Annotated in this window: 31 protein-coding genes; 23 read left to right on the top strand and 8 right to left on the bottom strand. The window is 64.1% G+C overall.

The window, feature by feature from the left end:
• Nucleotides 1–69: 69 nt before the first annotated feature.
• Both F3087_RS22950 and F3087_RS22955 read right to left on the bottom strand, forming a co-directional pair.
• On the bottom strand, nt 70–2109 hold the full coding sequence (locus F3087_RS22950; protein WP_150404093.1) for a M13 family metallopeptidase: 2040 nt from the start codon (nt 2107–2109) through the stop codon (nt 70–72).
• 97 nt (nt 2110–2206) lie between these two features.
• Nucleotides 2207–4255, bottom strand: a complete 2049-nt coding sequence (locus F3087_RS22955) for a M13 family metallopeptidase (protein WP_150404094.1) — start codon at nt 4253–4255, stop codon at nt 2207–2209.
• 394 nt (nt 4256–4649) lie between these two features.
• On the opposite strand from F3087_RS22955, the gene rplN reads away from it, so the two are divergent.
• The 4 genes from rplN to F3087_RS22975 are packed head-to-tail and all read left to right on the top strand — an operon-like array spanning nt 4650 to nt 6090.
• Nucleotides 4650–5018: a 50S ribosomal protein L14 gene (gene rplN, locus F3087_RS22960; RefSeq protein ID WP_107654146.1), complete on the top strand. Its 369-nt coding sequence runs from the start codon at nt 4650–4652 to the stop codon at nt 5016–5018.
• Nucleotide 5019: 1 nt separating this feature from the next.
• Nucleotides 5020–5337 (top strand): 50S ribosomal protein L24, encoded by a 318-nt coding sequence (gene rplX, locus F3087_RS22965; protein ID WP_150404095.1) that lies wholly within the window; start codon nt 5020–5022, stop codon nt 5335–5337.
• Nucleotide 5338: 1 nt separating this feature from the next.
• Nucleotides 5339–5902 (top strand): 50S ribosomal protein L5, encoded by a 564-nt coding sequence (gene rplE, locus F3087_RS22970; protein WP_150404096.1) that lies wholly within the window; start codon nt 5339–5341, stop codon nt 5900–5902.
• Between the two features lie 2 nt (nt 5903–5904).
• Nucleotides 5905–6090 (top strand): type Z 30S ribosomal protein S14, encoded by a 186-nt coding sequence (locus F3087_RS22975; RefSeq protein WP_040731429.1) that lies wholly within the window; start codon nt 5905–5907, stop codon nt 6088–6090.
• 103 nt (nt 6091–6193) lie between these two features.
• Here F3087_RS22975 and F3087_RS22980 read toward each other — a convergent pair whose 3' ends face one another.
• Together F3087_RS22980 and F3087_RS22985 are read right to left on the bottom strand one after the other, a co-directional pair.
• Nucleotides 6194–6400, bottom strand: a complete 207-nt coding sequence (locus F3087_RS22980) for a hypothetical protein (protein WP_150404097.1) — start codon at nt 6398–6400, stop codon at nt 6194–6196.
• A 277-nt stretch (nt 6401–6677) separates the two neighbouring features.
• Nucleotides 6678–7067: a nitroreductase family deazaflavin-dependent oxidoreductase gene (locus tag F3087_RS22985; RefSeq protein ID WP_150404098.1), complete on the bottom strand. Its 390-nt coding sequence runs from the start codon at nt 7065–7067 to the stop codon at nt 6678–6680.
• 87 nt (nt 7068–7154) lie between these two features.
• Here F3087_RS22985 and F3087_RS22990 point away from each other — a divergent pair, with 87 nt between their 5' ends.
• The 9 genes from F3087_RS22990 (at nt 7155) to F3087_RS23030 (ending at nt 11600) form a co-directional block, all read left to right on the top strand.
• Nucleotides 7155–7733 (top strand): TetR/AcrR family transcriptional regulator, encoded by a 579-nt coding sequence (locus F3087_RS22990; RefSeq protein ID WP_150404099.1) that lies wholly within the window; start codon nt 7155–7157, stop codon nt 7731–7733.
• Between the two features lie 84 nt (nt 7734–7817).
• Entirely contained in the window at nt 7818–8129 is a 312-nt protein-coding gene (locus F3087_RS22995) for a WXG100 family type VII secretion target (protein ID WP_150404100.1), read from the top strand.
• 15 nt (nt 8130–8144) lie between these two features.
• Entirely contained in the window at nt 8145–8447 is a 303-nt protein-coding gene (locus F3087_RS23000; RefSeq protein WP_150404101.1) for a WXG100 family type VII secretion target, read from the top strand.
• On the top strand, nt 8444–9733 hold the full coding sequence (locus F3087_RS23005) for a WXG100-like domain-containing protein (protein ID WP_150404102.1): 1290 nt from the start codon (nt 8444–8446) through the stop codon (nt 9731–9733). The genes F3087_RS23000 and F3087_RS23005 overlap by 4 nt, the downstream gene beginning before the upstream one ends.
• Nucleotides 9734–9789: 56 nt before the next feature.
• Nucleotides 9790–10113, top strand: coding sequence for a hypothetical protein (locus tag F3087_RS23010; protein ID WP_223885274.1), 324 nt, complete (start codon nt 9790–9792; stop codon nt 10111–10113).
• 269 nt (nt 10114–10382) lie between these two features.
• Nucleotides 10383–10649, top strand: a complete 267-nt coding sequence (locus F3087_RS46035; RefSeq protein WP_223885275.1) for a hypothetical protein — start codon at nt 10383–10385, stop codon at nt 10647–10649.
• Nucleotides 10650–10751: 102 nt separating this feature from the next.
• Nucleotides 10752–10964, top strand: coding sequence for an Imm8 family immunity protein (locus F3087_RS23020; RefSeq protein WP_150404105.1), 213 nt, complete (start codon nt 10752–10754; stop codon nt 10962–10964).
• Nucleotides 10965–11028: 64 nt separating this feature from the next.
• Nucleotides 11029–11232 carry a CopG family transcriptional regulator gene (locus F3087_RS23025; RefSeq protein WP_150404106.1) on the top strand — a complete coding sequence of 68 codons (204 nt, stop codon included), beginning with the start codon at nt 11029–11031 and terminating at the stop codon, nt 11230–11232.
• Nucleotides 11229–11600 (top strand): type II toxin-antitoxin system death-on-curing family toxin, encoded by a 372-nt coding sequence (locus tag F3087_RS23030; RefSeq protein WP_223885276.1) that lies wholly within the window; start codon nt 11229–11231, stop codon nt 11598–11600. The genes F3087_RS23025 and F3087_RS23030 overlap by 4 nt, the downstream gene beginning before the upstream one ends.
• Before the next feature lie 100 nt (nt 11601–11700).
• Here the strand turns inward: F3087_RS23030 and F3087_RS47470 are convergent, their stop codons facing one another.
• Nucleotides 11701–11949: a DUF3916 domain-containing protein gene (locus F3087_RS47470; protein WP_150404138.1), complete on the bottom strand. Its 249-nt coding sequence runs from the start codon at nt 11947–11949 to the stop codon at nt 11701–11703.
• A gap of 345 nt (nt 11950–12294) precedes the next feature.
• Here F3087_RS47470 and rpsH point away from each other — a divergent pair, with 345 nt between their 5' ends.
• The 9 genes from rpsH (at nt 12295) to map (ending at nt 17855) form a co-directional block, all read left to right on the top strand.
• Nucleotides 12295–12693, top strand: coding sequence for a 30S ribosomal protein S8 (gene rpsH / locus F3087_RS23040; RefSeq protein ID WP_069161946.1), 399 nt, complete (start codon nt 12295–12297; stop codon nt 12691–12693).
• Nucleotides 12694–12708: 15 nt separating this feature from the next.
• The gene (gene rplF, locus F3087_RS23045; RefSeq protein ID WP_150404108.1) at nt 12709–13248 is read left to right on the top strand and encodes a 50S ribosomal protein L6; all 540 of its coding nucleotides are present in this window, start codon (nt 12709–12711) and stop codon (nt 13246–13248) included.
• A 2-nt stretch (nt 13249–13250) separates the two neighbouring features.
• The gene (rplR, locus tag F3087_RS23050; RefSeq protein WP_150404109.1) at nt 13251–13658 is read left to right on the top strand and encodes a 50S ribosomal protein L18; all 408 of its coding nucleotides are present in this window, start codon (nt 13251–13253) and stop codon (nt 13656–13658) included.
• Nucleotides 13659–13686: 28 nt separating this feature from the next.
• Nucleotides 13687–14346: a 30S ribosomal protein S5 gene (gene rpsE, locus F3087_RS23055; protein ID WP_107654159.1), complete on the top strand. Its 660-nt coding sequence runs from the start codon at nt 13687–13689 to the stop codon at nt 14344–14346.
• A complete protein-coding gene (rpmD, locus tag F3087_RS23060; protein WP_150404110.1) occupies nt 14346–14525 on the top strand; it encodes a 50S ribosomal protein L30 in 180 nt (59 codons plus the stop codon). The genes rpsE and rpmD overlap by 1 nt, the downstream gene beginning before the upstream one ends.
• A gap of 1 nt (nt 14526) precedes the next feature.
• Nucleotides 14527–14970 (top strand): 50S ribosomal protein L15, encoded by a 444-nt coding sequence (rplO, locus tag F3087_RS23065; RefSeq protein WP_150404111.1) that lies wholly within the window; start codon nt 14527–14529, stop codon nt 14968–14970.
• 185 nt (nt 14971–15155) lie between these two features.
• On the top strand, nt 15156–16478 hold the full coding sequence (secY, locus tag F3087_RS23070; RefSeq protein ID WP_150404112.1) for a preprotein translocase subunit SecY: 1323 nt from the start codon (nt 15156–15158) through the stop codon (nt 16476–16478).
• On the top strand, nt 16475–17032 hold the full coding sequence (locus F3087_RS23075) for an adenylate kinase (RefSeq protein ID WP_150404113.1): 558 nt from the start codon (nt 16475–16477) through the stop codon (nt 17030–17032). The genes secY and F3087_RS23075 overlap by 4 nt, the downstream gene beginning before the upstream one ends.
• A gap of 22 nt (nt 17033–17054) precedes the next feature.
• Nucleotides 17055–17855, top strand: coding sequence for a type I methionyl aminopeptidase (gene map / locus F3087_RS23080; RefSeq protein WP_150404114.1), 801 nt, complete (start codon nt 17055–17057; stop codon nt 17853–17855).
• 524 nt (nt 17856–18379) lie between these two features.
• Here map and F3087_RS23085 read toward each other — a convergent pair.
• The 3 genes from F3087_RS23085 to F3087_RS23095 are packed head-to-tail and all read right to left on the bottom strand — an operon-like array spanning nt 18380 to nt 20096.
• The gene (locus F3087_RS23085; protein ID WP_150404115.1) at nt 18380–19171 is read right to left on the bottom strand and encodes a class I SAM-dependent methyltransferase; all 792 of its coding nucleotides are present in this window, start codon (nt 19169–19171) and stop codon (nt 18380–18382) included.
• Nucleotides 19172–19212: 41 nt separating this feature from the next.
• Nucleotides 19213–19641 carry a DUF4254 domain-containing protein gene (locus F3087_RS23090; RefSeq protein ID WP_150404116.1) on the bottom strand — a complete coding sequence of 143 codons (429 nt, stop codon included), beginning with the start codon at nt 19639–19641 and terminating at the stop codon, nt 19213–19215.
• Complete coding sequence (locus F3087_RS23095) at nt 19638–20096, bottom strand: DNA-directed RNA polymerase subunit beta (RefSeq protein ID WP_150404117.1); 459 nt, start codon at nt 20094–20096, stop codon at nt 19638–19640. Before F3087_RS23095 ends, F3087_RS23090 begins: the two co-directional genes overlap by 4 nt.
• A 423-nt stretch (nt 20097–20519) precedes the next feature.
• Here F3087_RS23095 and F3087_RS23100 point away from each other — a divergent pair, with 423 nt between their 5' ends.
• A complete protein-coding gene (locus F3087_RS23100; protein WP_150404118.1) occupies nt 20520–20801 on the top strand; it encodes a PLD nuclease N-terminal domain-containing protein in 282 nt (93 codons plus the stop codon).

Genomic DNA, 20801 nt, shown 5'->3' on the forward strand with positions numbered 1-20801 from the left:
ACCCGCTGACTTCCCGCACACCGAATCGCCGACGAGACGGTGTGCGGGAAATCAAGGGGTGTGCGGGAATCAGAAGGTGACGCGCTGGTCCGCGGGCATGAAGAGTTTGTCGCCTTCTTTGACGCCGAAGGTGTTGTAGAACTCGGTGAGGTTGCGGACGACCTGGTTGCAGCGGAATTCGGCGGGGGAGTGGGTGTCGGTGGCGAGGTAGCGGACCGTCAGTTCCTTGGTCTGCTTTTCCCGCCAGCTGCGCGCCCAGGACAGGAAGAAGGTCTGGTAGTCGGGGTTGTCGATGCCGCGGCGCTTCTCCGAGATGCGGAAGGCGGACAGCGTGATCTGCAGGCCGCGCAGGTCGGCGAGGTTTTCGCCGACGGTCAGCTCGCCGTTGATGTGCTGGCTCGGCTCGAGACCCTCGGGCACCAGGACATTGAACTGATCGATGAGCTGCTTGGTCTTGGCTTCGAACGCGGCCTTGTCCTCGGGCGTCCACCAGTCTTTCCGGTTGCCGTCACCGTCGTACTTGGAACCCTGGTCGTCGAAACCGTGGCCGATCTCGTGGCCGATGGTCGAACCGACCGCGCCGAAGTTGACGGCAGGCTGGGCGTCCTTGTCGAAAAACGGCGGCTGGAGATAGGCGGCCGGGAACACGATCTGATTGGAGGACGCCGAGTAGTAGGCGTTCACAGTCTGCGGCGACATCCCCCATTCGGTCTTGTCGACCGGGGTGCCGAGCCGGGCGAACGCGCGCTTGGACTCGAAAGTATTGATGGACAGCAGAGATTCGATCAGCTTGCCCCGGGTGATCTTCATCTGCGAGTAGTCGACCCACTTGTCCGGGTAACCGATCTTGGGATCGATCTTGTCCAGCTTCGCGATCGACGCCGTCCTGGTCGCGGGGGACATCCAGGTCGAGTTGGTGAAGTTGTCCCGGTACGCGGCGATGACATCGTCCAGCATTTCCTTGGCCCGCTGCTTGGCCTCGGGCGGAAAGTACTTGTCCACGTACACTTTTCCGAGCTGTTCGCCGAGCTTGTCGTCGACGATCCCGACCCCGTACTTCCACCGGTCCGGGCGCTCCTCCTGCCCGTTGAGCACCTTGCCCTTGAACTCGAAGTTCGCGTCGTTGACGGCCTTCGGCAGGTACGGCGCGAAGTCGCGGATCACGCTGATCTTGAGATAGTCCCGCCAGGTGGCGATGTCGACCTCGGTCCACAACTGGCCGGCCGCCGTGATGAACGACGGCTGGCCGACCACCATCGTCGCGAACAGGTCGCGCGGCCGGTCGGTGTTCCCGGCCATCCACGGATCCCAGTCGAATCCCGGTGCGAGAGCGACCATATCGGCCCAGCTGAACACGTTGTACGTGGCGTCGGTGTCGCGGGTGCGCACGTTGTCCCAGTGCGCGGGCGCAATGCGCTTCTCCAAGTCGAACACTCGCTGCGCCAAGGCCTCCGGATCGGGCAGCCCCGCGCCGGCGGCGATGCGCCCCAGGAAGATTCGATACTGCGCGAGCACGTCGGCGTATTCGGGCTTGCGGTAGTACTGCTCGCCGAGCCCGAGCCCGGACTGCCCGACCGACGGGATATAGGCGTTCGAGTTCTTCCGGTCGGTGCCGATGCCGATGCCGATCAGGCCGGCGATCGGCAGCTCGGCCATCACCTTGGCCAGGTCTGCCTTGGTCGCCGCGCCGTCGATCTTGCCGAACAGTCCGGCCAGCGGGGTCATGCCGAGCCGCTCGATCTCGTCCCAATCCACCCTGGCGTCGAACAGATCCCGGATCTGCTGCTCCTCTGAGCCCGGCTTCGGATCCTTGATGCCGTCGATGATCTCGCGCAGCTGCTGCTCGGTGCGTTCGGCCGCCTCGCTCGTCGAACCGAAGGCGACCTTGTCCGGCGGCAGCTGGTAGTCGCGCAACCACTTTCCGTTGACATGCCGGTACAGATCGTCCTGTGGCCGGATCGCCGGGTCCGCACCCCCCATGTCCACACCGGCGAGCTGCTTGCTCGCCGGTGTGCTGTCGTTCGAGCAAGACGCCAGCGCGGCAGCGGCGGGCACCACCCCGAGCGCGATCAGGAAGGCACGACGGTCCAGGTGTCCGAGACGTGTCACGAGGATTTCCTCTCCCGATGCGGTTCCGCCGCATCCTCGTCAGGCGCGATTTGTTCGCCCGAGGCTACCCGTCGCCGGCGCTACCCGGCTGTCCATCTCAGAGCGTGACCCGCTGCTCCGGCGCCAGGAACAGTTCGTCGCCCGCGACGATGCCGAACGTGGAGTAGTAGTCGGCGATATTGCGCACCACCTGGTTGGCCCGGAACTCGTTGGGCGAGTGCACGTCCCTGGCGAGCATCATCTCCTTGGTCTGCGTGGTGGACTGCTGCCGCCAGATCCTGGCCCAGGACAGGAACACCGTCTGCAGGTCCGGCTGCTTGCCGTCGCGCTCGGCGGCCGCGCGATAGGCGGCCAGGGCGATCTGCAATCCGCGCAGGTCGGCCAGATTCTCGCCGACGGTCAGCGCGCCGTTGACGTGCTTGCTCGGATCGAGACCCTGCGGGACCAGCGCGTTGTACTGCTCGATGAGCTGCTTGGTCTTGGCCTCGAACGCGGCGGTGTCCTCGGGCGTCCACCAGTCGCGCCGGTTGCCGTCGCCGTCGTACTTGGCGCCCTGGTCGTCGAAGCCGTGCCCGATTTCGTGGCCGATGACCGCGCCGATGCCGCCGAAGTTCACCGCGGCCACGGCGTCGGCGTCGAAGAACGGCGCCTGCAAGATGGCGGCGGGGAAGGTGATCTGATTGGCGTTCGGGTCGTACATGGCGTTCACCGTCTGCGGCGGGAAACCCCATTCGGTCTTGTCGACCGGCGTGCCGAGCTTCTCGAATGCCCGGGCGACCTCGAAAGTCCGTACGGCGCGGACGGATTCGACCAGCTTGCCCTTGGTGATCCGCACCCCGGAGTAATCGATCCACTTGTCCGGGTACCCGATCTTCGCGACGATCTTGTCGAGCTTCGCGAGCGCGGCGGTCTTGGTCGTCGGCGACATCCACGAGGAGTTGGTGAAGTCCTGCCGGTAGGCGGCTATGAGATCGGCGACCAGCGCCTTGGCCCGATCCTTGGCCGACGCCGGAAAGTGTTTGGCCACATAGAGTTTGCCGAACGGCTCACCGAGGTTGGCGTCGACCGTGTCGAGGCCGTCCTTCCACGGTTCCTGGCGTTCGTCCCGGCCTTGCAGCGTCTTGTCGACGAACTCGAACGTGGCGTCGGCGATCGCCTTGGGCAGGTAGCGCGCGAATTCCTTCACGACACCGACGCGCAGGTACTCCTGCCACTGTTCGATCGGGACGTCGGCCCACAACTGACCCGCGGTCGTGACGAACGAGGGCTGCCGGACCACCAGGTTGTCGAACAACTGCTTCGGCCGGTCGGTGCTGCCCGCCAGCCACGGATCCCAGTCGAATTGCGGTGCGAGCTTGATCAATTCGGCCCAGGTGGTCGGGTTGTAGGTGGTGTCGGGGTCGCGATCGCGGACGCTGTCCCAGAATCCGGCGGCGATCTTCGTCTCCAGGTCGAGCACCCGCTGCGCGGTGCCGGCCGGATCCGCGAGCCCGGCGCCGGTCGCAACCTGCTCCAGATAGGTCCGGTAGGCGGCGATCTGCTCGGCGTACTCGGGCTTGCGGTAGTACTGCTCGTCCAGATTCGCGTCGATGCCGGACTGGCTGACCTGCGCGATGTAGGTGGCGGAGTTCTTCTGATCCACCACGACCTGCAACCCGATCAGCCCTGCGATCGGCAGCGAACCCATCACCCGAGCCAGATCCGGCTTGGTCTTCGCGCCGTCGATCGCGGCGAGCAGGTCGGCGACCGGCGTCATACCGAGTCGCTCGATCTCGTCCCGGTCGAGCCGGGCGTCGTAGAGATCGCGGATCTGCTGCTCGGTCGAACCGGCCTTCGGATTGCGGATGCCCTCGACGATGCCGCGCAGCTGCTGCTCGGTCCGGTCGTTCGCCTCGTCGAAGGAACCGAACGACGACTTGTCCGGCGGCAGCCGATACTGCGACAGCCAGGTCCCGTTCACGTGCCGGTAGAGATCGTCCTGCGGGCGGATCGCCGGGTTCGCCCCGGCCAGATCGACGCCGGTGAGCCGGACGTTCGAGGCTTGCGAGTCCTGAGAGCAGGAGGCCAACGTCGCCGCGGCGGGCACAGCCGCGAGGGCGAGCAGGAAGGCGCGGCGATCGAGACGAGCGGACGAGCTCAAGAGCATCCCCTTTTCGGTACGGTCGAGCCGAACGGTGCTTCTCCTTTACTGATCTTGCTCGGTCCGAGGGTAGCCTCCGCGCGGACACTCCCCAGGTATCCGAGACCGGCCCTCCTGATGTTTCGTCCCAGGTTGGTCCGCCAACAATCTGGGTCCTCCAGGACCCCACGCGAAGGATGCGCCCCCCGATTTGGGTCGACCTGCGGGTTCACCTACACTGGAACAGTTGCCTGCGGGAGCTATGCCCGCAATTCGGCAGTGAACCCCCAGTGGTTGGTTCTCGAGTTGCACATTCGGATCCACGAAACCGCTGGCAGGCGCGCGTCCGGAGGGCAACTGACCATGCCCGTCGGGTCGGCAATCCGGCGTGCGTATACATCCAGGTCCAGGAGGAGCTGAAGTGATTCAGCAGGAGTCGCGACTGCGCGTCGCCGACAACACGGGCGCGAAGGAAATCCTTTGCATCCGCGTTCTCGGTGGTTCGTCGCGTCGCTATGCCGGTATCGGCGACATCATCGTCGCTACCGTGAAGGACGCTGTCCCCGGTGGCAACGTCAAGAAGGGTGAGGTCGTCAAGGCCGTCATCGTGCGCACCACCAAGGAGCGCCGTCGCCCGGACGGTTCGTACATCAAGTTCGACGAGAACGCGGCCGTGCTGATCAAGGCGGACAACGACCCGCGTGGCACTCGCATCTTCGGCCCGGTCGGCCGTGAGCTGCGCGAGAAGAAGTTCATGAAGATCGTTTCGCTGGCCCCGGAGGTGCTCTGACATGAAGGTGCACAAGGGCGACACCGTGCTCGTCATCTCGGGTAAGGACAAGGGCGCCAAGGGCAAGGTCATTCAGGCCTACCCCGAGCGCAACCGGATCCTGGTCGAGGGCGTCAACCGGATCAAGAAGCACGTCGCGAACTCCACCAACCAGCGTGGCGCCTCTTCGGGTGGCATCGTGACCCAGGAAGCTCCGATCCACGTGTCCAACGTGATGATCGTCGACTCCGATGGCAAGCCGACCCGCGTCGGTTACCGGACCGACGAGGAGAGCGGCAAGCGGGTCCGGATCTCCCGTAACAACGGGAAGGACATCTGACATGACTACCTCTGAGCAGACCCAGCCGCGCCTGAAGGCGCGCTACCGGGCCGAGATCAAGGACGCGCTGAACAGCGAGTTCGACTACGCCAACGTGATGCAGATCCCGGGCGTGGTCAAGGTTGTCGTGAACATGGGTGTCGGCGACGCCGCCCGCGACGCGAAGCTCATCAACGGTGCGGTCAAGGACCTCGAGCTGATCACCGGCCAGAAGCCGGAGATCCGCAAGGCGACCAAGTCGATCGCGCAGTTCAAGCTGCGTGAGGGCATGCCCATCGGTGCGAAGGTCACGCTGCGTGGCGATCGCATGTGGGAGTTCCTGGATCGCCTGGTCTCCATCGCGCTGCCCCGTATCCGCGACTTCCGCGGCCTGTCGCCGAAGCAGTTCGACGGCAACGGCAACTACACGTTCGGCCTCAGCGAGCAGTCGATGTTCCACGAGATCGACGTGGACTCCATCGACCGTCCGCGCGGTATGGACATCACCGTCGTGACCACCGCGACGAACAACGAAGAGGGCCGCGCCCTGCTCAAGCACCTCGGCTTCCCGTTCAAGGAGAACTGACGATGGCCAAGAAAGCACTGCGGATCAAGGCTGAGGCCAAGCCGAAGTTCGCCGTTCGCGCCTACACCCGCTGCCAGCGTTGCGGTCGCCCGCACGCCGTCTACCGCAAGTTCGGCCTCTGCCGTGTCTGCCTTCGCGAGATGGCGCACCGCGGCGAGCTGCCGGGCGTGCACAAGAGCTCCTGGTGATCCTGCCCTCCGCGTGAGTGCAGTCGACTAGGACTTTTAACTGAACAAAGGCTCGGCCTCCGGTGGAGGCCGAGCCTTTGTGCGTTCTTCGCCGTTGAATTCGTCAGTTGAGCTGGCCCAGCAATTCCAGCGAGCGCTGGTGGGCGCTGACTGCCAACGCGGTTTCCCGCGCGGCGTCGGTGCCGCCTTGTCCGGCGAGGTACGAATGCAGATTGGCTTTGGCCTCGTACCAGGCCGCACGCTCGATGTCGCCGGCCCCGGCAGTGGGGCGGCTCAGGGTCAGGGCGGTCATTTCGACCAGGACGTTCACCCGCGGTCCTTCCTCGACGTGGTGCAGATGGTTCCTTCGATACACCGTGACCCGCGTTCGGAGTGTTACGCCCGGTCGCGAGCACCTACGTAGTATGCGCAGCTCGGTCGCCTGCCCAATAGAGGTCACGTGGGGTTCGCTGAGATGTCCTATCGAGGTTGCTGGATCGCGGTGAAGTAGGTCTTGGCTCCGGCAGAACACCCGTGTACAGCCGCATTGCGGCTTTGTTGCATCCAATGTGCTGCATGATTGCTGATCATGCACTTCGGTGTGCGGACTACAGTTCGCGGCGGATGTCGACGCTGAGGAAGTCCGGTGCGGCGAGGACCCTGCGGAGCATGAAGCGGATGAACGGCGGCATGTCGGCGGCGCTGTCGTCGCGGTACACGCGAGGGCTATCGACCTCGTAGCGCCGGCGCCTGGACTCGAGTTGGCAACCGCCGGCGGCGAGAACGTTTCGCACCCAATCGGATTCGGGTCCGTAGGTCAGTGCGATCACATATCCGCCTTCGCGCCGGAACGCCCACAGCGGCGTTCGGAAGGTCCGGCCCGATTTGCGTCCACGATGAACCACCACCGCCCAGCCCGGTGCCCAGGGAGCGATGAACCTGGTGAGTCGGTTGAGTCCGATGCGGTTCGCGCGAGCGACCCAACGTGGAGCAGGCATCTCGGGAACTCCTCACTTGTGGAATTACTGCGCTCAGCGTATCGCGGCGGAAAGCAGGAAATCAACGGTTGTAGAGTTTCCGTCATCATGCCTCCGATCGGACGACGCCCCGGCAAGACCGACACCCGGGAACTACTGCTGACGACGGCGCGACGCATCTTCGCCGAAACCGGCTACGACAAGACAACCGTGCGCGCGGTCGCCACCGCTGCCGCCGTCGACCCCGCGCTGATCAGGCACTATTTTGGCAGCAAGGCCGACCTGTTCCGCGCCACCATGGGCTGGCCGTTCGAGCCGGCCGACATCGCGGCCCGCATCACCCAGGGCGACCCGAGCGAAACCGGCGAGCGGCTGACCCGAGTGTTCTTCGAAGCCTGGGACCACCCGGAAACCCGCGCCCCCCTCCTGGCAATCCTCCGCGGCGCCGCAACCCACGAAGAATCCGCCAACCTGGTCCGCGAATTCATCCAGGGCCAGGTCTACGTCCAGATCGCGGCCGCACTCCCCGCCCCCGACGCGGAACTACGAATCGACCTAGCGATGGCCCAACTACTCGGCATCGCCTACCTCCGCTACATCCTGCGAGTAGAACCCATCGCCTCGGAAAACCTGGACGAACTGACCGCCCGAGTCGCCCCAATAATCAAAACCCACCTCAACATCTGATCCCCTCGTGGAACCGGGACAGCATCCGGTGCGTCAGAGTAAGAACAGAGCACCTGAGCCGCCACCGAAAGGAACTGATCAGCCATGAGCGATCCACCGTCGCTATCGGTTGAGCCCGAAGAGGTGAAAGCGCTGGGGCGCATGGCCTACCAGATCGCGGACGAATTGAAGTCCGGGTATTCGTCGCTGGTCACCGACACGAAGGCCACGATCGACAGCTGGGCGGGGAACAATGCGGGTGCTTTCACCGCCGCCTGGGACGAGTTCCATGAAGGTGCCGACCAAGTGTGGGATGCATTGATCGAGCTGGCCGAAAAGCTGGGCGTGACCGCTGAGACACTCCAGTCGGCCGACCAGTCGTTCGCCTTAGGCATCAGCTCCCTGGACTTACCTTGAACGGGGGCCGATCTCATGACCGCTGATACGCCGGCTTTCTCGGTCGACCTCGACAAACTCGAGGAGTTGGCCGCTCGCATGCGCGCATACAAGGCCGCGGTTGCCGATCGGCTGGCGCAGCTCGAGGCGAAGGCCAAGGAAGTGGAAGGCGTGTGGGTCGGTACGGCAGCCGTGGCCTACAGCCAGGCGCACACCGAATGGATGGCGGGGGTTACCGACATGCAGGACGGGCTAGTGGCTCTGGAAGCGGCGTTGAAGACCGCTCATGACAGCTACACCAACGCCGCATCCCAGACCCTGCGGATTCTCGGCGTATGAGCAAGCTCGAGGTAGATCCCAAGGTCTACTACCAGGCCGCGGTCAACTGCTTCGACGCCGCTGCCGCGCTGAACGACAGCTTCAAATACGTCTTCGGCGAACTCAACAGCTGTGGACAGATGGCAGGCCGCGACGAGGACGGCCGCGCCTGGGCAGCCTCCTACGACGAATCAGCCCGCGATGCCGTGTCGTTCTTCGACCAGACCTTCTCGACCCTGCGCGCCTACGGCACCGCCCTCAACGACGTCGGTTTCGAACACGCCAAATCCGATGCCGCACTGAAAGGTACGGCACAACCAGACAGACCGGCCGACTCGGCATCGACAGCGACCTTCGGGCCCTACGCACTTCCGGCATCGGCCGCAGGCGGAACCCCGCAAGGCTTGGCGAAGACTTCCATCGAAGTACTCGACGCCATCAATTGCCCTCTCCCCGACGGCAACACCGACACCCTGACCAAGGCCGCCGACGCCTGGGACCGTCTCGGCACGATCTACCAGAACACCAACGCCAAAGACAAAATCACCATCGCCGCCGGCCTCTTCGATGATGTGACATCCAAGGACGCGGTACAGGTCCGCGAAGACCTGAAAACCCTGGAGACGTCCATCGGACAACTCCTCACCACCTGCACCCAGATCAGCAAGACCTGCCTCGACTACAAAGAATCGATCGTCGAACTCCGCAACGAGATCAAGGGTTTCATCGAAGCCATCATCGAAGAAGCCGCTATCAACGTGGCAGTCATCGTCATAGCCTCCTGCCTGACGGGTGTCGGCGGTCTGATCGCCGGCGCCAAAGCCGCCGAATCGGCCCACAAATGGGCCGGGAAGATCAAAGCATCCGTTTCTGCCTGGCGTGCCCGCAAGGTCTTGCAGCTGAGGGGCCTCGCGGACGATGCGAGGACTGCGCTGGCAAAGGGCCGCCAAGCTGTCGAGGATCTGTACGAGCGGATACGCAAGGCTGTCGGATCGTTGAATCCCTTCAACCGCAAGAAGTTCGAGGATCTCTTCCAAGGGCGGACGCCCAAAGCCAGTGAGATCGAAGATTTTGCGAAAAACCAGGGCTGGACCAGATCGCAGACCGAGAATGGCCCGCTAAAATACACGGACGAGAACGGAATTGTACGAATAACAATCAAGAAGGGGAGCGATAGAGCGCCTGGCAGTGGAGATCCTCACGTTGAGATCAGGGATAGCACCGGGCAGCGAACGGATCCATATGGAAACCCTGTCACGCGTAAAAGCCCGGATAACCATACGTCGATTGATTGGGACCTACCATGACGCTAAATTACACGGACTATTCAACTCTTGCAGGCCTCTATTTAGAGGACAGTTATGTGATAGACATCGCCGAGGATGCGACTGAAATCAGGTTTGTGCTCGAAGCGGTCTTGACGCCTGATCACCCTCGATATCACGCGCCTGCGGCTGGTGAGCAGTATTGCTATGTTGACGGTGAGCTCGTCTTCGGTGAAGTTCGCAGTGTCGAGTGGCTTGATCGGTCGTTCCGAAAATACAAAGATGCAACCGGTACCGAGGACATGGGCAATATTGATTCGTTGACCAGTTCGGACGGGGTGTACACCGTGGTCGGCGATTGGGGAAAAGTGCAGATTTGCACCAGTGCGGATCCGGAGTTTCGAATCTCCGAGAGTGGCTGATCTCGATGCCACATGAAGGGATGCGTGACAAGCTGCGACCTACGGCTTGGAGTTAGGCGTGACGTATGGCTAATACGGAGAATTTAGAGTCCATGAGAGCCATATGCCGAGACCTCGTCGGGTCGGGGTTTGCAACGGTTGACGAGATCGTTGGTTGCACCGCCGGCGAGATCGCAGAGGTTGTATCCGCGGCCCCAGGCGGGTTTCCGATCCCAGGCGAATATCTTGCATTCTTGAAGGTACTGGGTAGGGGTGCGGGAAGCTTTTTCGTGGGCACCGACCTGTTCTATCCTTCATTGCTAGAGGCAAACGAGGCGGCGGCAGATATAAGCAGCGGGCCGGGGGAGGCGCTGTCTTTGCGTGATCGCTTCTTCTTTGGGCACCATCAAGGCTATAAAGTGTATTTCTTCGATCCGGACTCCGACGCTGTATATGCGTACCAGGAGGGGAGTCCGGAAAATCAGCTGCTGGCGAATTCTTTCCTCGCCTTCCTGCGACAGGCTTTCGAGCTTCAAAAGAATCTGCGCAGCGCGTGAAATCTGCGTACTCGTACTGTAAGCGTAGGCCGCTCCGGCCAATCCGACTAGCCGGAGCGCCTGGCTTCCACTGGCATCGGCGGCGGTCGGCGATGGTCGACGATGAAGGCTGAACTGAAACATATCCACAGTCCAGAGTCTGTTGCGGACTCGAACTCGAACCGCTACCTGCTGGTGCTGGAGCGAATCGATGTCGCGTTGATCAAGCGGCACGCCGATGACTTGCTGCGCGATATCGAGCGCCCGACTTGGCCGGAACTGGCGGTGGAGATCGGCAAAATCGCCAGGTGGGAATTTCACGAGTATCGGCCGTAGCTAAGCGTTCTGATCGCAGATCGGCATGGGGCCATCGTGGGGCCACTCCGGTAGGATGGGTGGCATGACGACGATCAACTATCGCACCGATGACGAGACCAGCAACCTGCTCCGCGACCAGGCCGTCGCCGAGGGGATGAGCATGAATGCGCTGATCAACAAGGCAGTGCAGGAGTACCTGGCTCGGCATGCTCACCGCGACAGGGTTCGCGCGCTCGCTGCCGGTGAAGTGACTCGGTGGGCCGAGCTCATGGAACGGCTCAAGTGACCGAGTACCTCGATCTGGAGGATGTACTGCACATCGCAGAGGTTGCGTTCGGCGGACCGGTGCAGGTCCGGGATCTCGGTCTGCTCGATTCCGCCGTCCACCGACCTTCGTCGGGGATGTTCGGGCAGGAGGCGTATGCGGATCTGTTCGACAAGGCTTCTGCGCTGCTGCAATCGCTGACGATCAATCATCCGTTCGTTGATGGCAACAAGCGCACGGCCTGGATATCGGCAGTGGTGTTCCTCGGTCTGAACGGGGTGACATTGCCCCTGGATGTCGACGGTGCGGAAGCGTTGGTCGTGGAGGTTGCCAAAGGCTCAATCGAAGACGTGCAAGACATCAGTGCGCGATTTCGGGGTCTGAAATAAATTGAGTGCGGACTGAACCCGGCGCCTCGTGTGCCGAGCGGGACATGGTGCACCTCTTAGTCGGCGTTTCTCTCCATCACGTCCCGACGAGTGTGCGTGCTCAGCGCACCCGTTGCTGGCGGTGGGGATAGGTCCAGGTCCAGTGGGTTCTGGTAATCAAGTGCTTGGGGAGGTCCTCGTCGAATTCGAGGAGATTTGTCTCCTCCGACAGGAAGATTGTGACCTCGGAGCTGAATAGGTCGGGTGTGGTCACCAAGCAGGCGACGCGGCTGTGGGGAGGGCGGCGCGGGGAATTTTCGACAGCTTCGGCCGCGGCGAATAATGTCGCGAGGCAGGTGACGGCCGGGATTGCGCAGCTTCTTCGCGGGGTTCAGGTCGAGTCGACGCACTGTGCGGAGTCCGATCCTTCGGAGGAGGGCCAGGTGGGCAGGCTCAAGCCCCCGGATTTGGCCGCCAGCTGGGCGTTGTCTACACTAGACCGGTTGCCTGGGCACCTCTGTGTCCGCAGGTCTGTGTGCAATCACTGACCAGACACCTGCGGCCCGTCCCTGGCACCGAGAACTCATCTTGAGAACTCATCCGGTCGGCAAGCGTCGGCCGGACCAGCCCAATTGCTGTAGGCCCACGATCGGCATGTCTTGTACATGGCGGTGTTGCATGGGAACCGTAGCGAGAAAGGTGTCGAGGTCTAACCATGACCATGACTGATCCGATCGCGGACTTCTTGACTCGTCTGCGCAACGCCAACTCGGCGTACCACGATCAGGTGAAGGCTCCGCACTCGAAGCTCAAGGCGAACATCGCCGAGATCCTCAAGCGCGAGGGCTACATCGCCGATTACCGGACCGAGGACGCGACCGTGGGCAAGGCCCTCGTTGTCGACCTCAAGTACGGCCCCAGCCGTGAGCGCAGCCTGCAGGGCCTGCGCCGCGTCTCGAAGCCGGGTCTGCGTGTGTACGCGAAGTCCACCAACCTGCCCAAGGTCCTGGGCGGCCTCGGCGTGGCGATCATCTCCACGTCGACCGGTCTGCTCACCGATCGCCAGGCGGCCAAGCAAGGTGTAGGCGGGGAAGTCCTCGCCTACGTCTGGTAAGGGGAGGTAGGACAAATGTCGCGTATTGGCAAGAAGCCCATCGCAGTTCCGGCCGGCGTCGAGATCACCATCGACGGCCAGCAGGTGTCGGTCAAGGGTCCCAAGGGCACCCTGACGCACACCGTCGCCGAGCCGATCACCATCAGCAAGGGTGAAGACGGCCAGCTCGAGGTCGTTCGCCCGAACGACGAGCGGCAGAACCGCTCGCTGCACGGCCTGACCCGCACCCTCGTCGCCAACATGGTCGAAGGCGTGACCAAGGGCTACGAGAAGAAGATGGAAATCTTCGGTGTCGGTTACCGCGTGCAGGCCAAGGGCTCGAACCTGGAGTTCGCCCTCGGCTACAGCCACCCGGTGCCGATCGAGGCCCCGGCGGGCATCACCTTCGCGGTGGAATCGCCCACCAAGTTCTCCGTGTCCGGAATCGACAAGCAGGCGGTCGGTCAGATCTCCGCTGTGATCCACGGACTGCGTAAGCCCGACCCGTACAAGGGCAAGGGCATCCGCTACGCCGGCGAGGTCGTTCGCCGCAAGGTCGGAAAGACGGGTAAGTGATCATGGCGCAAACCGAAAACCAGATCGCCAAGCGCAAGCCGCGCGGCAAGGACGTGTCCACGACGCGTCGTCTGTCGAAGACCCGCCGTCACTTCCGTCTGCGCAAGAAGGTCGAAGGCACCACCGAGCGTCCGCGCCTGGTGGTCAACCGCTCCTCGCGGCACCTGCACGCGCAGCTGATCGACGACTCGGTGGGCAAGACCCTCGCCGCCGCGTCCTCGATCGAGGCGGACGTGCGTGCACTGGACGGCGACAAGTCGGCCAAGAGCAAGAAGGTCGGCGAACTGCTGGCCGCACGGGCCAAGGCTGCCGGCGTCGAGGCCGTCGTGTTCGACCGTGGTGGTCACGACTACCACGGCCGCATCGCGGCGCTCGCCGACGCTGCTCGCGAAGGTGGGTTGAAGTTCTGATGATCAAGACCAACGGAAGGAACGTCTGATGCCGGGACGTCAACGGCGTGACGGCGGCAACGGACCCGCCGGACAGCAGAATGGTGCCGCCGGTGGCGGCGACAACCAGCGCGGCGGTGGCCGCGACCGTCGGGGCGGCAACGACCGTCGCGACCAGCAGGCCGAGAAGAACCAGCTCGAGCGCGTCGTCGCGATCAACCGCGTCTCCAAGGTCGTGAAGGGTGGTCGTCGCTTCAGCTTCACCGCCCTCGTGATCGTCGGTGACGGCAACGGTCTGGTCGGCGTCGGCTACGGCAAGGCCAAGGAAGTTCCCGCGGCCATCCAGAAGGGTGTCGAGGAGGCTCGCAAGAGCTTCTTCCGCGTCCCGATGATCGGCTCCACCATCGTCCACCCGGTTCAGGGTGAGGCGGCGGCCGGTGTGGTCATGCTGCGTCCGGCTTCGCCCGGTACCGGTGTGATCGCCGGTGGTGCGGCCCGTGCCGTGCTGGAATGCGCTGGCATCCATGACATCCTGGCGAAGTCGCTCGGTAGCGACAACGCCATCAACGTCGTGCACGCGACCGTTGCGGCGCTCAAGATGCTGCAGCGTCCGGAAGAGGTCGCGGCTCGCCGTGGCCTGCCGCTCGAGGACGTTGCCCCTGCGGGCATGCTGCGTGCGCGCGCCCAGGCTGCGGGAGGTGCCAGGTAATGGCAGATCTCAAGGTGACCCAGATCAAGAGCACGATCGGCGCCAAGAAGAACCAGCGTGACAGTTTGCGCACGCTCGGTCTGCGCAAGATCCGGCAGACCGTGGTTCGCGAGGACAACTCGCAGAACCGGGGACTCATCAATGTCGTGCGCCACCTCGTGACAGTTGAGGAGGTCTGACATGACCATCAAGTTGCATCACCTGCGTCCCGCGCCCGGTGCCAAGACCGAGAAGACTCGGGTCGGCCGTGGTGAGGGATCCAAGGGTAAGACCGCGGGCCGTGGTACCAAGGGCACCAAGGCACGCAAGAACGTCCCCGCCGCCTTCGAGGGTGGGCAGATGCCGCTGCACATGCGGCTGCCCAAGCTCAAGGGCTTCACGAACCGGTTCCGCACGGAATACCAGGTCGTGAACGTCGGCGTCATCGCCAAGCTCTTCCCCGAGGGCGGCGAGATCGGCAAGGCCGAGCTCGTGGCGGCCGGCGCGGTTCGCAAGAACCAGCTGGTGAAGGTCCTCGGCGACGGCGAGATCGGCGTCGCGGTCCAGGTGACCGTCGACAAGGTGACCGGCGCGGCCAAGGAAAAGATCACTGCGGCCGGTGGCACTGTCACCGAGCTGGGCTGACGGTACTCTGACAACCAGTGGCACCGGACGAGTGAAAGCTCGTCCGGTGCCACTGTTAGAGTTCAAGTTGTTGTCTGCCAAGCCTCGTCATGGTTTTCAGCGTCCCCAGATGCCACATCGTCGGATCTGGAGTATTGCTTGAATCAACCATGTCCTGACCACCATGTCGTTCGCCAGGAGGATCTGTGCTTTCCGCCTTCGTATCGGCCTTCCGGACTCCGGACTTACGGCGGAAGATTCTCTTCACGCTGGGGTTGATCGCGCTGTACCGTCTGGGTGCCGCGTTGCCGTCCCCCGGCGTCGATTACAGGGCCGTCCAGGACTGCATCAAGCAGGTATCCGGCGGTGATTCCGGCGGTATCTACCAGCTGATCAACCTGTTTTCCGGTGGCGCGCTGCTGCAGCTGTCGGTGTTCGCGATCGGCATCATGCCGTACATCACCGCGAGCATCATCATCCAGCTGCTGACCGTCGTCATCCCGCGGTTCGAGGAACTGCGCAAGGAAGGCCAGTCCGGCCAGAACAAGATGACGCAGTACACCCGGTACCTGTCGATCGCGCTCGCGGTCCTGCAGGCCACCGGCCTCGTCGCGCTGGCCTCGCGCAAGCAGCTGCTGCAAGGCTGTGACAAGGACATCATCGCCGACAACGGCATCTTCGGCATGATCATCATCGTGCTGGTGATGACCGCCGGCGCGGCCCTGGTCATGTGGTTCGGCGAGCAGATCACCGAACGCGGTGTCGGCAACGGCATGTCGCTGCTGATCTTCGCCGGTATCGCCGCGCGCATCCCGACCGAGGGCAAGCAGATCCTGGACAGCCGCGGCGGTCTGGTGTTCGGCCTGGTCTGTGTCGCCGCGTTCGCGATCATCACCGCGGTCATCTTCGTCGAGCAGGGCCAGCGCCGTATTCCGGTGCAGTACGCGAAACGCGTGGTCGGCCGCAAGATGTACGGCGGCTCCTCGACCTATCTGCCGTTGAAGGTCAACCAGGCCGGCGTCATCCCGGTGATCTTCGCGTCCTCGCTGCTGTACCTGCCCAATCTGGTCTCCCAGCTCACCTCCTCGCGGAACAACCCGGACCCGAGCTGGTGGCAGGAGATCATCGCCAAGTACCTGGTGAACCCGGGCAACCCGGTCTACATCGCGATCTACTTCGGTCTGATCGTGTTCTTCACCTACTTCTACGTCGCGATCACCTTCAACCCGGAGGAACGCGCGGACGAGATGAAGAAGTTCGGTGGCTTCATCCCGGGGTACCGCCCCGGCAAGCCCACCGCGGATTACCTCAACCATGTGCTGAGTCGCATCACCCTCCCCGGCTCGGTCTACCTCGGTCTCGTAGCTGTCCTGCCGAATCTTTTCCTCGATATCGGCGCTTCCGGTAACGGTCAGAACCTCCCGTTCGGCGGCACCGCGGTGCTGATCATGGTGAGTGTCGGCCTGGACACGGTCAAGCAGATCGAAAGCCAGCTGATGAATCGAAATTACGAAGGGTTCCTCAAGTGAGAGTTGTACTGCTCGGTCCGCCGGGTGCCGGCAAGGGCACTCAGGCCGTCCTGCTTTCGGAAACACTGGGCGTCCCGCACATCTCCACCGGGGATCTGTTCCGCGCGAACATCAGCCAGCAGACCCTGCTCGGCCGCGAAGCACAGAAGTACATGGATGCCGGCGATCTGGTGCCCAGCGATGTCACCAACCGCATGGTCGAGGCCCGGGTCAACGAGACCGACGCCGCGAACGGCTTTGTGCTGGACGGCTACCCGCGCACGGTCGATCAGGCCGACGCGCTGGAGAAGATCCTCGCCGAGATGGACAAGAAGCTCGACGCGGTGCTGAGCTTCGACGTGCCCGAGGCGACCGTGATCGAGCGGTTGGTCGAGCGTGGCCGCACCAGCGGGCGCAGCGACGACAACGCCGAGGTCATCCACAACCGGATGGTCGTCTACCGCGACGAGACCGCGCCGCTGCTCGAGCACTACGACGGCCTGGTCGTCCCGGTGGACGCGGTCGGCACCATCGACGAGGTGCATGCCCGCGTGCTGCACGCCCTGGGCCGCTGATGCACTTCACGACGGTGCGCTGATGGTCTTCGGCCGCAAGAGCAAGAAGGTGGTGCCGTTTCGCACCACCGGTGAACTCGAAGCCATGGCGGCGGCCGGCGCGATCGTCGGCCGCGCCCTGGTCGCCGTGCGCGCCGCCGCCAAGCCCGGGGTGTCCACCCTGGAGCTGGACGAGGTCGCCGAGCAGCTCATCCGCGATGCGGGTGCGGTGCCGTCGTTCAAGGGCTACCACGGTTTCCCCGGCTCGATCTGCGCGTCGGTGAACGACCGTGTGGTGCACGGGATTCCGACCGCGGGCGAGATCCTCACCGAGGGCGACCTGGTCTCCATCGACTGCGGCGCCATTCTCGACGGCTGGCACGGTGATTCGGCGTGGACGTTCGGCGTCGGCAATATCATCGACGCCGACCGCCTGCTGAGCGAGGCGACCAAGCTGTCCATGGAGGCGGGTATCGAGGCCATGGTGCCCGGTAACCGGCTCTCCGACGTCTCGCACGCCATCGAACTCGGCACCCGCGCCGCCGAACAGTTGCATGGCCGCGCCTACGGCATCGTCGACGGTTACGGTGGTCACGCCATCGGTCGCGAGATGCACCTCGACCCGTTCCTGGCGAACGAGGGCGACCCGGGCAAGGGCCCGAAACTCGTCGTCGGATCGGTCCTCGCGATCGAACCGATGCTGACCCTCGGCACCACCCAGACCCAGGTGCTCGATGACGACTGGACCGTCGTCACCGTGGACGGCACTCGCGCCGCGCACTGGGAGCACACGGTCGCCGTCACCGAGAACGGCCCCCGCATCCTCACCCTGCGCCCGGAGTAGGCACCCCGGCACACGAATGCCGTGCCGGGTTGTGCACGATCGGCGCCGTCGATCCATGCCGACCCCTCCTGTGCGGAAGATCGAGCGGCGCAACGTTGTTCGTGAACACTGGCGGTCGGCGACGCAGCGTGGCGAGGAGTCGATACGCACCGACGCCGGTGGGGGTGGCGGCCCCTGCCGGACGATCTCGCCTCGCGGCGATACCCAGCCGAATCGCTGGATCGGTGTCGTCGTTCCTTGCGCCAGTTGCGCGCGACCGTGACATTGAGTCGGGCGGCATTGCCCGGGTGCCGGATCAGGTCGACGTTGGTGGCCTGATCGCTACGGTTGAACTATCGCTACTGTGTTGAACTCTGCGATCAGCGTATGTCCGGGCGGGTGGGCTTTGCCCGAGTAGGCGACTACTCGAATCCGATTGGCGCATCACGTGGTTCGAGCGCGCGGCGCCCCCGCCCGGGCAGGCGCCAGCGGCGGAAATCGTGTGTGGTGTGCGAATTCCCTTGCGACAGGTAGTCGGTGGGCGGTCAGCCGGTTCGGCGTGCGGTGCGCAGCACCAAAGTCACGATGGGCAGGTCGAATTCGCCCTCGGCGGTCTCCGGCCTGCTGTGCAGATACTCGGTGACCCGGCCGAGCACCTCGGCCCGCTGCTGCGCCGGCACCACCAGGGTGTGCGAGTGCGTGCCGATGGTCGCGGTCAGCGATTCCGCTGTCCGCCGTTGGGAGTGCGGGAAATTGGCGCTTTCGAAGGCCTCGAACAGCGGGTGCTCGGGTAGCGCCGCGGGGGCCAGTTCCAGCGGTGGACTCGACGCCGTCGAGCGCGCGATCCGGCCTAGTTCGGCGACCCAGTCGACTCGTGAATCGTCGGTGTTCCACAGCGCGGCGAAAACGCCGCCTTTCTGCAAAACTCGCGCGAATTCCGGAAAAGCGCGCTGTTGATCGAACCAGTGAAACGCCTGCCCGGCCACGATCGCGTCCACCGAACGATCCGGGAGCGGAATCGCTTCCGCCGTCCCCTCGAGTGCGCGCACGCCCGGCAGCCGCCGCATCAATTCCACGCGCATGCCGTCGTCGGGCTCGACCGCGATCACCGAGGCGCCGGCCGCGAGCAGGCCCTCGGTCAGCTTCCCGGTGCCGGCCCCGAGGTCGAGGACGATCGGCGCGGGGACGGTCGGCACCTGCTCCAGCGCCCAGCGGATGGCCGCTAACGGGTAGTCCGGCCGGTGGTCGGCGTAGTCCATCGCGTTGGCGCCGAAGGAAGCGGCCCGCCGGGCATGCAGGGCACGCTTGCTCGCATCTCGATCAGTCGTATTCCCCATGTGCCCCACCCTAAGTCCGGGTAGCAGCGCGCGGGCGAGATTTAGGACGCGCCTGGCAACCGCCGCACGCCCGCGCACACCTCGGCGGCCAGATCGTCGTAGCCGACGGCCAGCTCCGCGAGGCGCTGCCACGCGTCCCACAGGTCCCATTCGGAGGCGCTCGCCAGCGCCGCGTAGGCGTTGGCGGTGAACTGGGCGAGCCGGTCGATCACCGCGCCGACCGTCTCGGTGTGCACATGCGCGGCGCCGTGCGCGGGCGGCAGTTGAACGGTGATCCAGCGATCGATGTCGCGCACCAAACTGGCTCGGAGCGCGTCGATTTCGTCGGTGGTCTCCCGGCCTGCGCCGAGCCGGCGCTCGTGCAGCGTGGTCAGCTCGTGGGCGCCCCGCAGGAGTGGATTGTTCTCCGGCGGCTCACCCCGGCAAGCCTGCAGCACTTGATGTTTCGCGGGAAGCTGTCCCGTGGTCATCGCGGCCCCGTGTTCCGGCAGGAGCGCACGGTATCCACGATGGCCGCACCGGACGGCCGAAACCTGTTCTCCGGGGCCACAATCCATTCGCGGTAGCCGGCGTGTGAGTCGGCGGGGGAGGGCAGCGCGATCTCGCCGCCGATCGGCACGATCGACACGTTGAGCCGGAACAACTCCGCGAACAGGCGGACGTCGTCGGGCAGGTCGGGCCGGATCAGAAAGGTCCAGCGTTTGGAGCGCACGTGAGAAATGACGGGGCCCAATGGATTTCGATGATGTATCAAATCGTCGTGGACCTGCTGACCGAGTGCGGCGGGCATGGTGATCGCGCCGACGAAGCCGGCCCGGACGGTGATCCGGCCGATCTCCGGATGGAATCCGGCGGGTAGGTCACAGGTATGGCGGTAATAGGCGCATCGGGCGGCTGGGGTCTCCGCCAACGCCAGTTGATCCATGAGAAGAGCCTCGACTAGCATCGTTGTCCGGTGAAGCCGCCCGAGCGGGTGCTGGTCACTGAGGGTGACCTACGACACCGTTCGGGCGTGATCTCAGTAGAGCACTCCATGGCAGGGCATAAACGTTCCGTTCAATTAGTTCTCGAGAAGTTCGCCTGCGGGTTTCGCCCCGTCCGCCCAGCTGACAGGCAGATCGCACGTCATCGGTCGATTTCGGTATTCACGGCGAACCGCAGCACGGCGAACGCGGGGTACTTTAATACTGAATTGTTGAAGCGACCCTGAGACGCACATCGCCGAGGCGATCCCGACGTCGCACCCCAGGTCATCCCCGCGGCGTACATCGGTGAGCACATTCGCGACAGCAAATTCAGGGTTAGTCACCGATGTGGCGGGACGGGTCCGAAACCTACGCTGAGTGGCATGACAACAATTGCTCTCGCTTCCGCTCCCGGCCTGGCCAGTACCGCCGAAACGGCTGGCTCGATCGCCTTCGGCGTCTTCGCTGTCGCTGTCGCCATCGGCGCCATCGCGCTGTTCATCACCGGTGTGGTGAGCGCGCTACGATCCAGCAACTACGCGGCGGCCGGTAAGGCGATCTGGGTGCTGCTCATGCTCGCGTTCCCGTTCCTCGGCCCGGTCGTATGGTTCATCTGGGGCCGCAACTCGACCATTCAGCCGGTGCAGCCGACCACCGCGGTGTGA

The organism is Nocardia colli (assembly GCF_008704205.1).
GTDB classification, from domain to species: Bacteria; Actinomycetota; Actinomycetes; order Mycobacteriales; family Mycobacteriaceae; genus Nocardia; species Nocardia colli.

What these genes read in the sequence shown, in the direction of transcription:
- F3087_RS23025 (WP_150404106.1), top strand. Translation starts at nt 11,029, where the DNA reads ATGACGACGATCAACTATCGCACCGATGACGAGACCAGCAACCTGCTC.
- rpsE (WP_107654159.1), top strand. Translation starts at nt 13,687, where the DNA reads ATGCCGGGACGTCAACGGCGTGACGGCGGCAACGGACCCGCCGGACAG.
- F3087_RS23090 (WP_150404116.1), bottom strand. Translation starts at nt 19,641, where the DNA reads ATGACCACGGGACAGCTTCCCGCGAAACATCAAGTGCTGCAGGCTTGC.
- F3087_RS23100 (WP_150404118.1), top strand. Translation starts at nt 20,520, where the DNA reads ATGACAACAATTGCTCTCGCTTCCGCTCCCGGCCTGGCCAGTACCGCC.
- map (WP_150404114.1), top strand. Translation starts at nt 17,055, where the DNA reads ATGGTCTTCGGCCGCAAGAGCAAGAAGGTGGTGCCGTTTCGCACCACC.
- rplR (WP_150404109.1), top strand. Translation starts at nt 13,251, where the DNA reads ATGGCGCAAACCGAAAACCAGATCGCCAAGCGCAAGCCGCGCGGCAAG.
- rplO (WP_150404111.1), top strand. Translation starts at nt 14,527, where the DNA reads ATGACCATCAAGTTGCATCACCTGCGTCCCGCGCCCGGTGCCAAGACC.
- F3087_RS23005 (WP_150404102.1), top strand. Translation starts at nt 8,444, where the DNA reads ATGAGCAAGCTCGAGGTAGATCCCAAGGTCTACTACCAGGCCGCGGTC.
- F3087_RS22975 (WP_040731429.1), top strand. Translation starts at nt 5,905, where the DNA reads ATGGCCAAGAAAGCACTGCGGATCAAGGCTGAGGCCAAGCCGAAGTTC.
- F3087_RS23085 (WP_150404115.1), bottom strand. Translation starts at nt 19,171, where the DNA reads ATGGGGAATACGACTGATCGAGATGCGAGCAAGCGTGCCCTGCATGCC.
- F3087_RS23000 (WP_150404101.1), top strand. Translation starts at nt 8,145, where the DNA reads ATGACCGCTGATACGCCGGCTTTCTCGGTCGACCTCGACAAACTCGAG.
- F3087_RS23095 (WP_150404117.1), bottom strand. Translation starts at nt 20,096, where the DNA reads ATGGATCAACTGGCGTTGGCGGAGACCCCAGCCGCCCGATGCGCCTAT.
- rplF (WP_150404108.1), top strand. Translation starts at nt 12,709, where the DNA reads ATGTCGCGTATTGGCAAGAAGCCCATCGCAGTTCCGGCCGGCGTCGAG.
- rpsH (WP_069161946.1), top strand. Translation starts at nt 12,295, where the DNA reads ATGACCATGACTGATCCGATCGCGGACTTCTTGACTCGTCTGCGCAAC.
- rplX (WP_150404095.1), top strand. Translation starts at nt 5,020, where the DNA reads ATGAAGGTGCACAAGGGCGACACCGTGCTCGTCATCTCGGGTAAGGAC.
- rpmD (WP_150404110.1), top strand. Translation starts at nt 14,346, where the DNA reads ATGGCAGATCTCAAGGTGACCCAGATCAAGAGCACGATCGGCGCCAAG.
- F3087_RS22990 (WP_150404099.1), top strand. Translation starts at nt 7,155, where the DNA reads ATGCCTCCGATCGGACGACGCCCCGGCAAGACCGACACCCGGGAACTA.
- F3087_RS23020 (WP_150404105.1), top strand. Translation starts at nt 10,752, where the DNA reads ATGAAGGCTGAACTGAAACATATCCACAGTCCAGAGTCTGTTGCGGAC.
- F3087_RS22995 (WP_150404100.1), top strand. Translation starts at nt 7,818, where the DNA reads ATGAGCGATCCACCGTCGCTATCGGTTGAGCCCGAAGAGGTGAAAGCG.
- rplE (WP_150404096.1), top strand. Translation starts at nt 5,339, where the DNA reads ATGACTACCTCTGAGCAGACCCAGCCGCGCCTGAAGGCGCGCTACCGG.
- F3087_RS22955 (WP_150404094.1), bottom strand. Translation starts at nt 4,255, where the DNA reads ATGCTCTTGAGCTCGTCCGCTCGTCTCGATCGCCGCGCCTTCCTGCTC.
- F3087_RS22985 (WP_150404098.1), bottom strand. Translation starts at nt 7,067, where the DNA reads ATGCCTGCTCCACGTTGGGTCGCTCGCGCGAACCGCATCGGACTCAAC.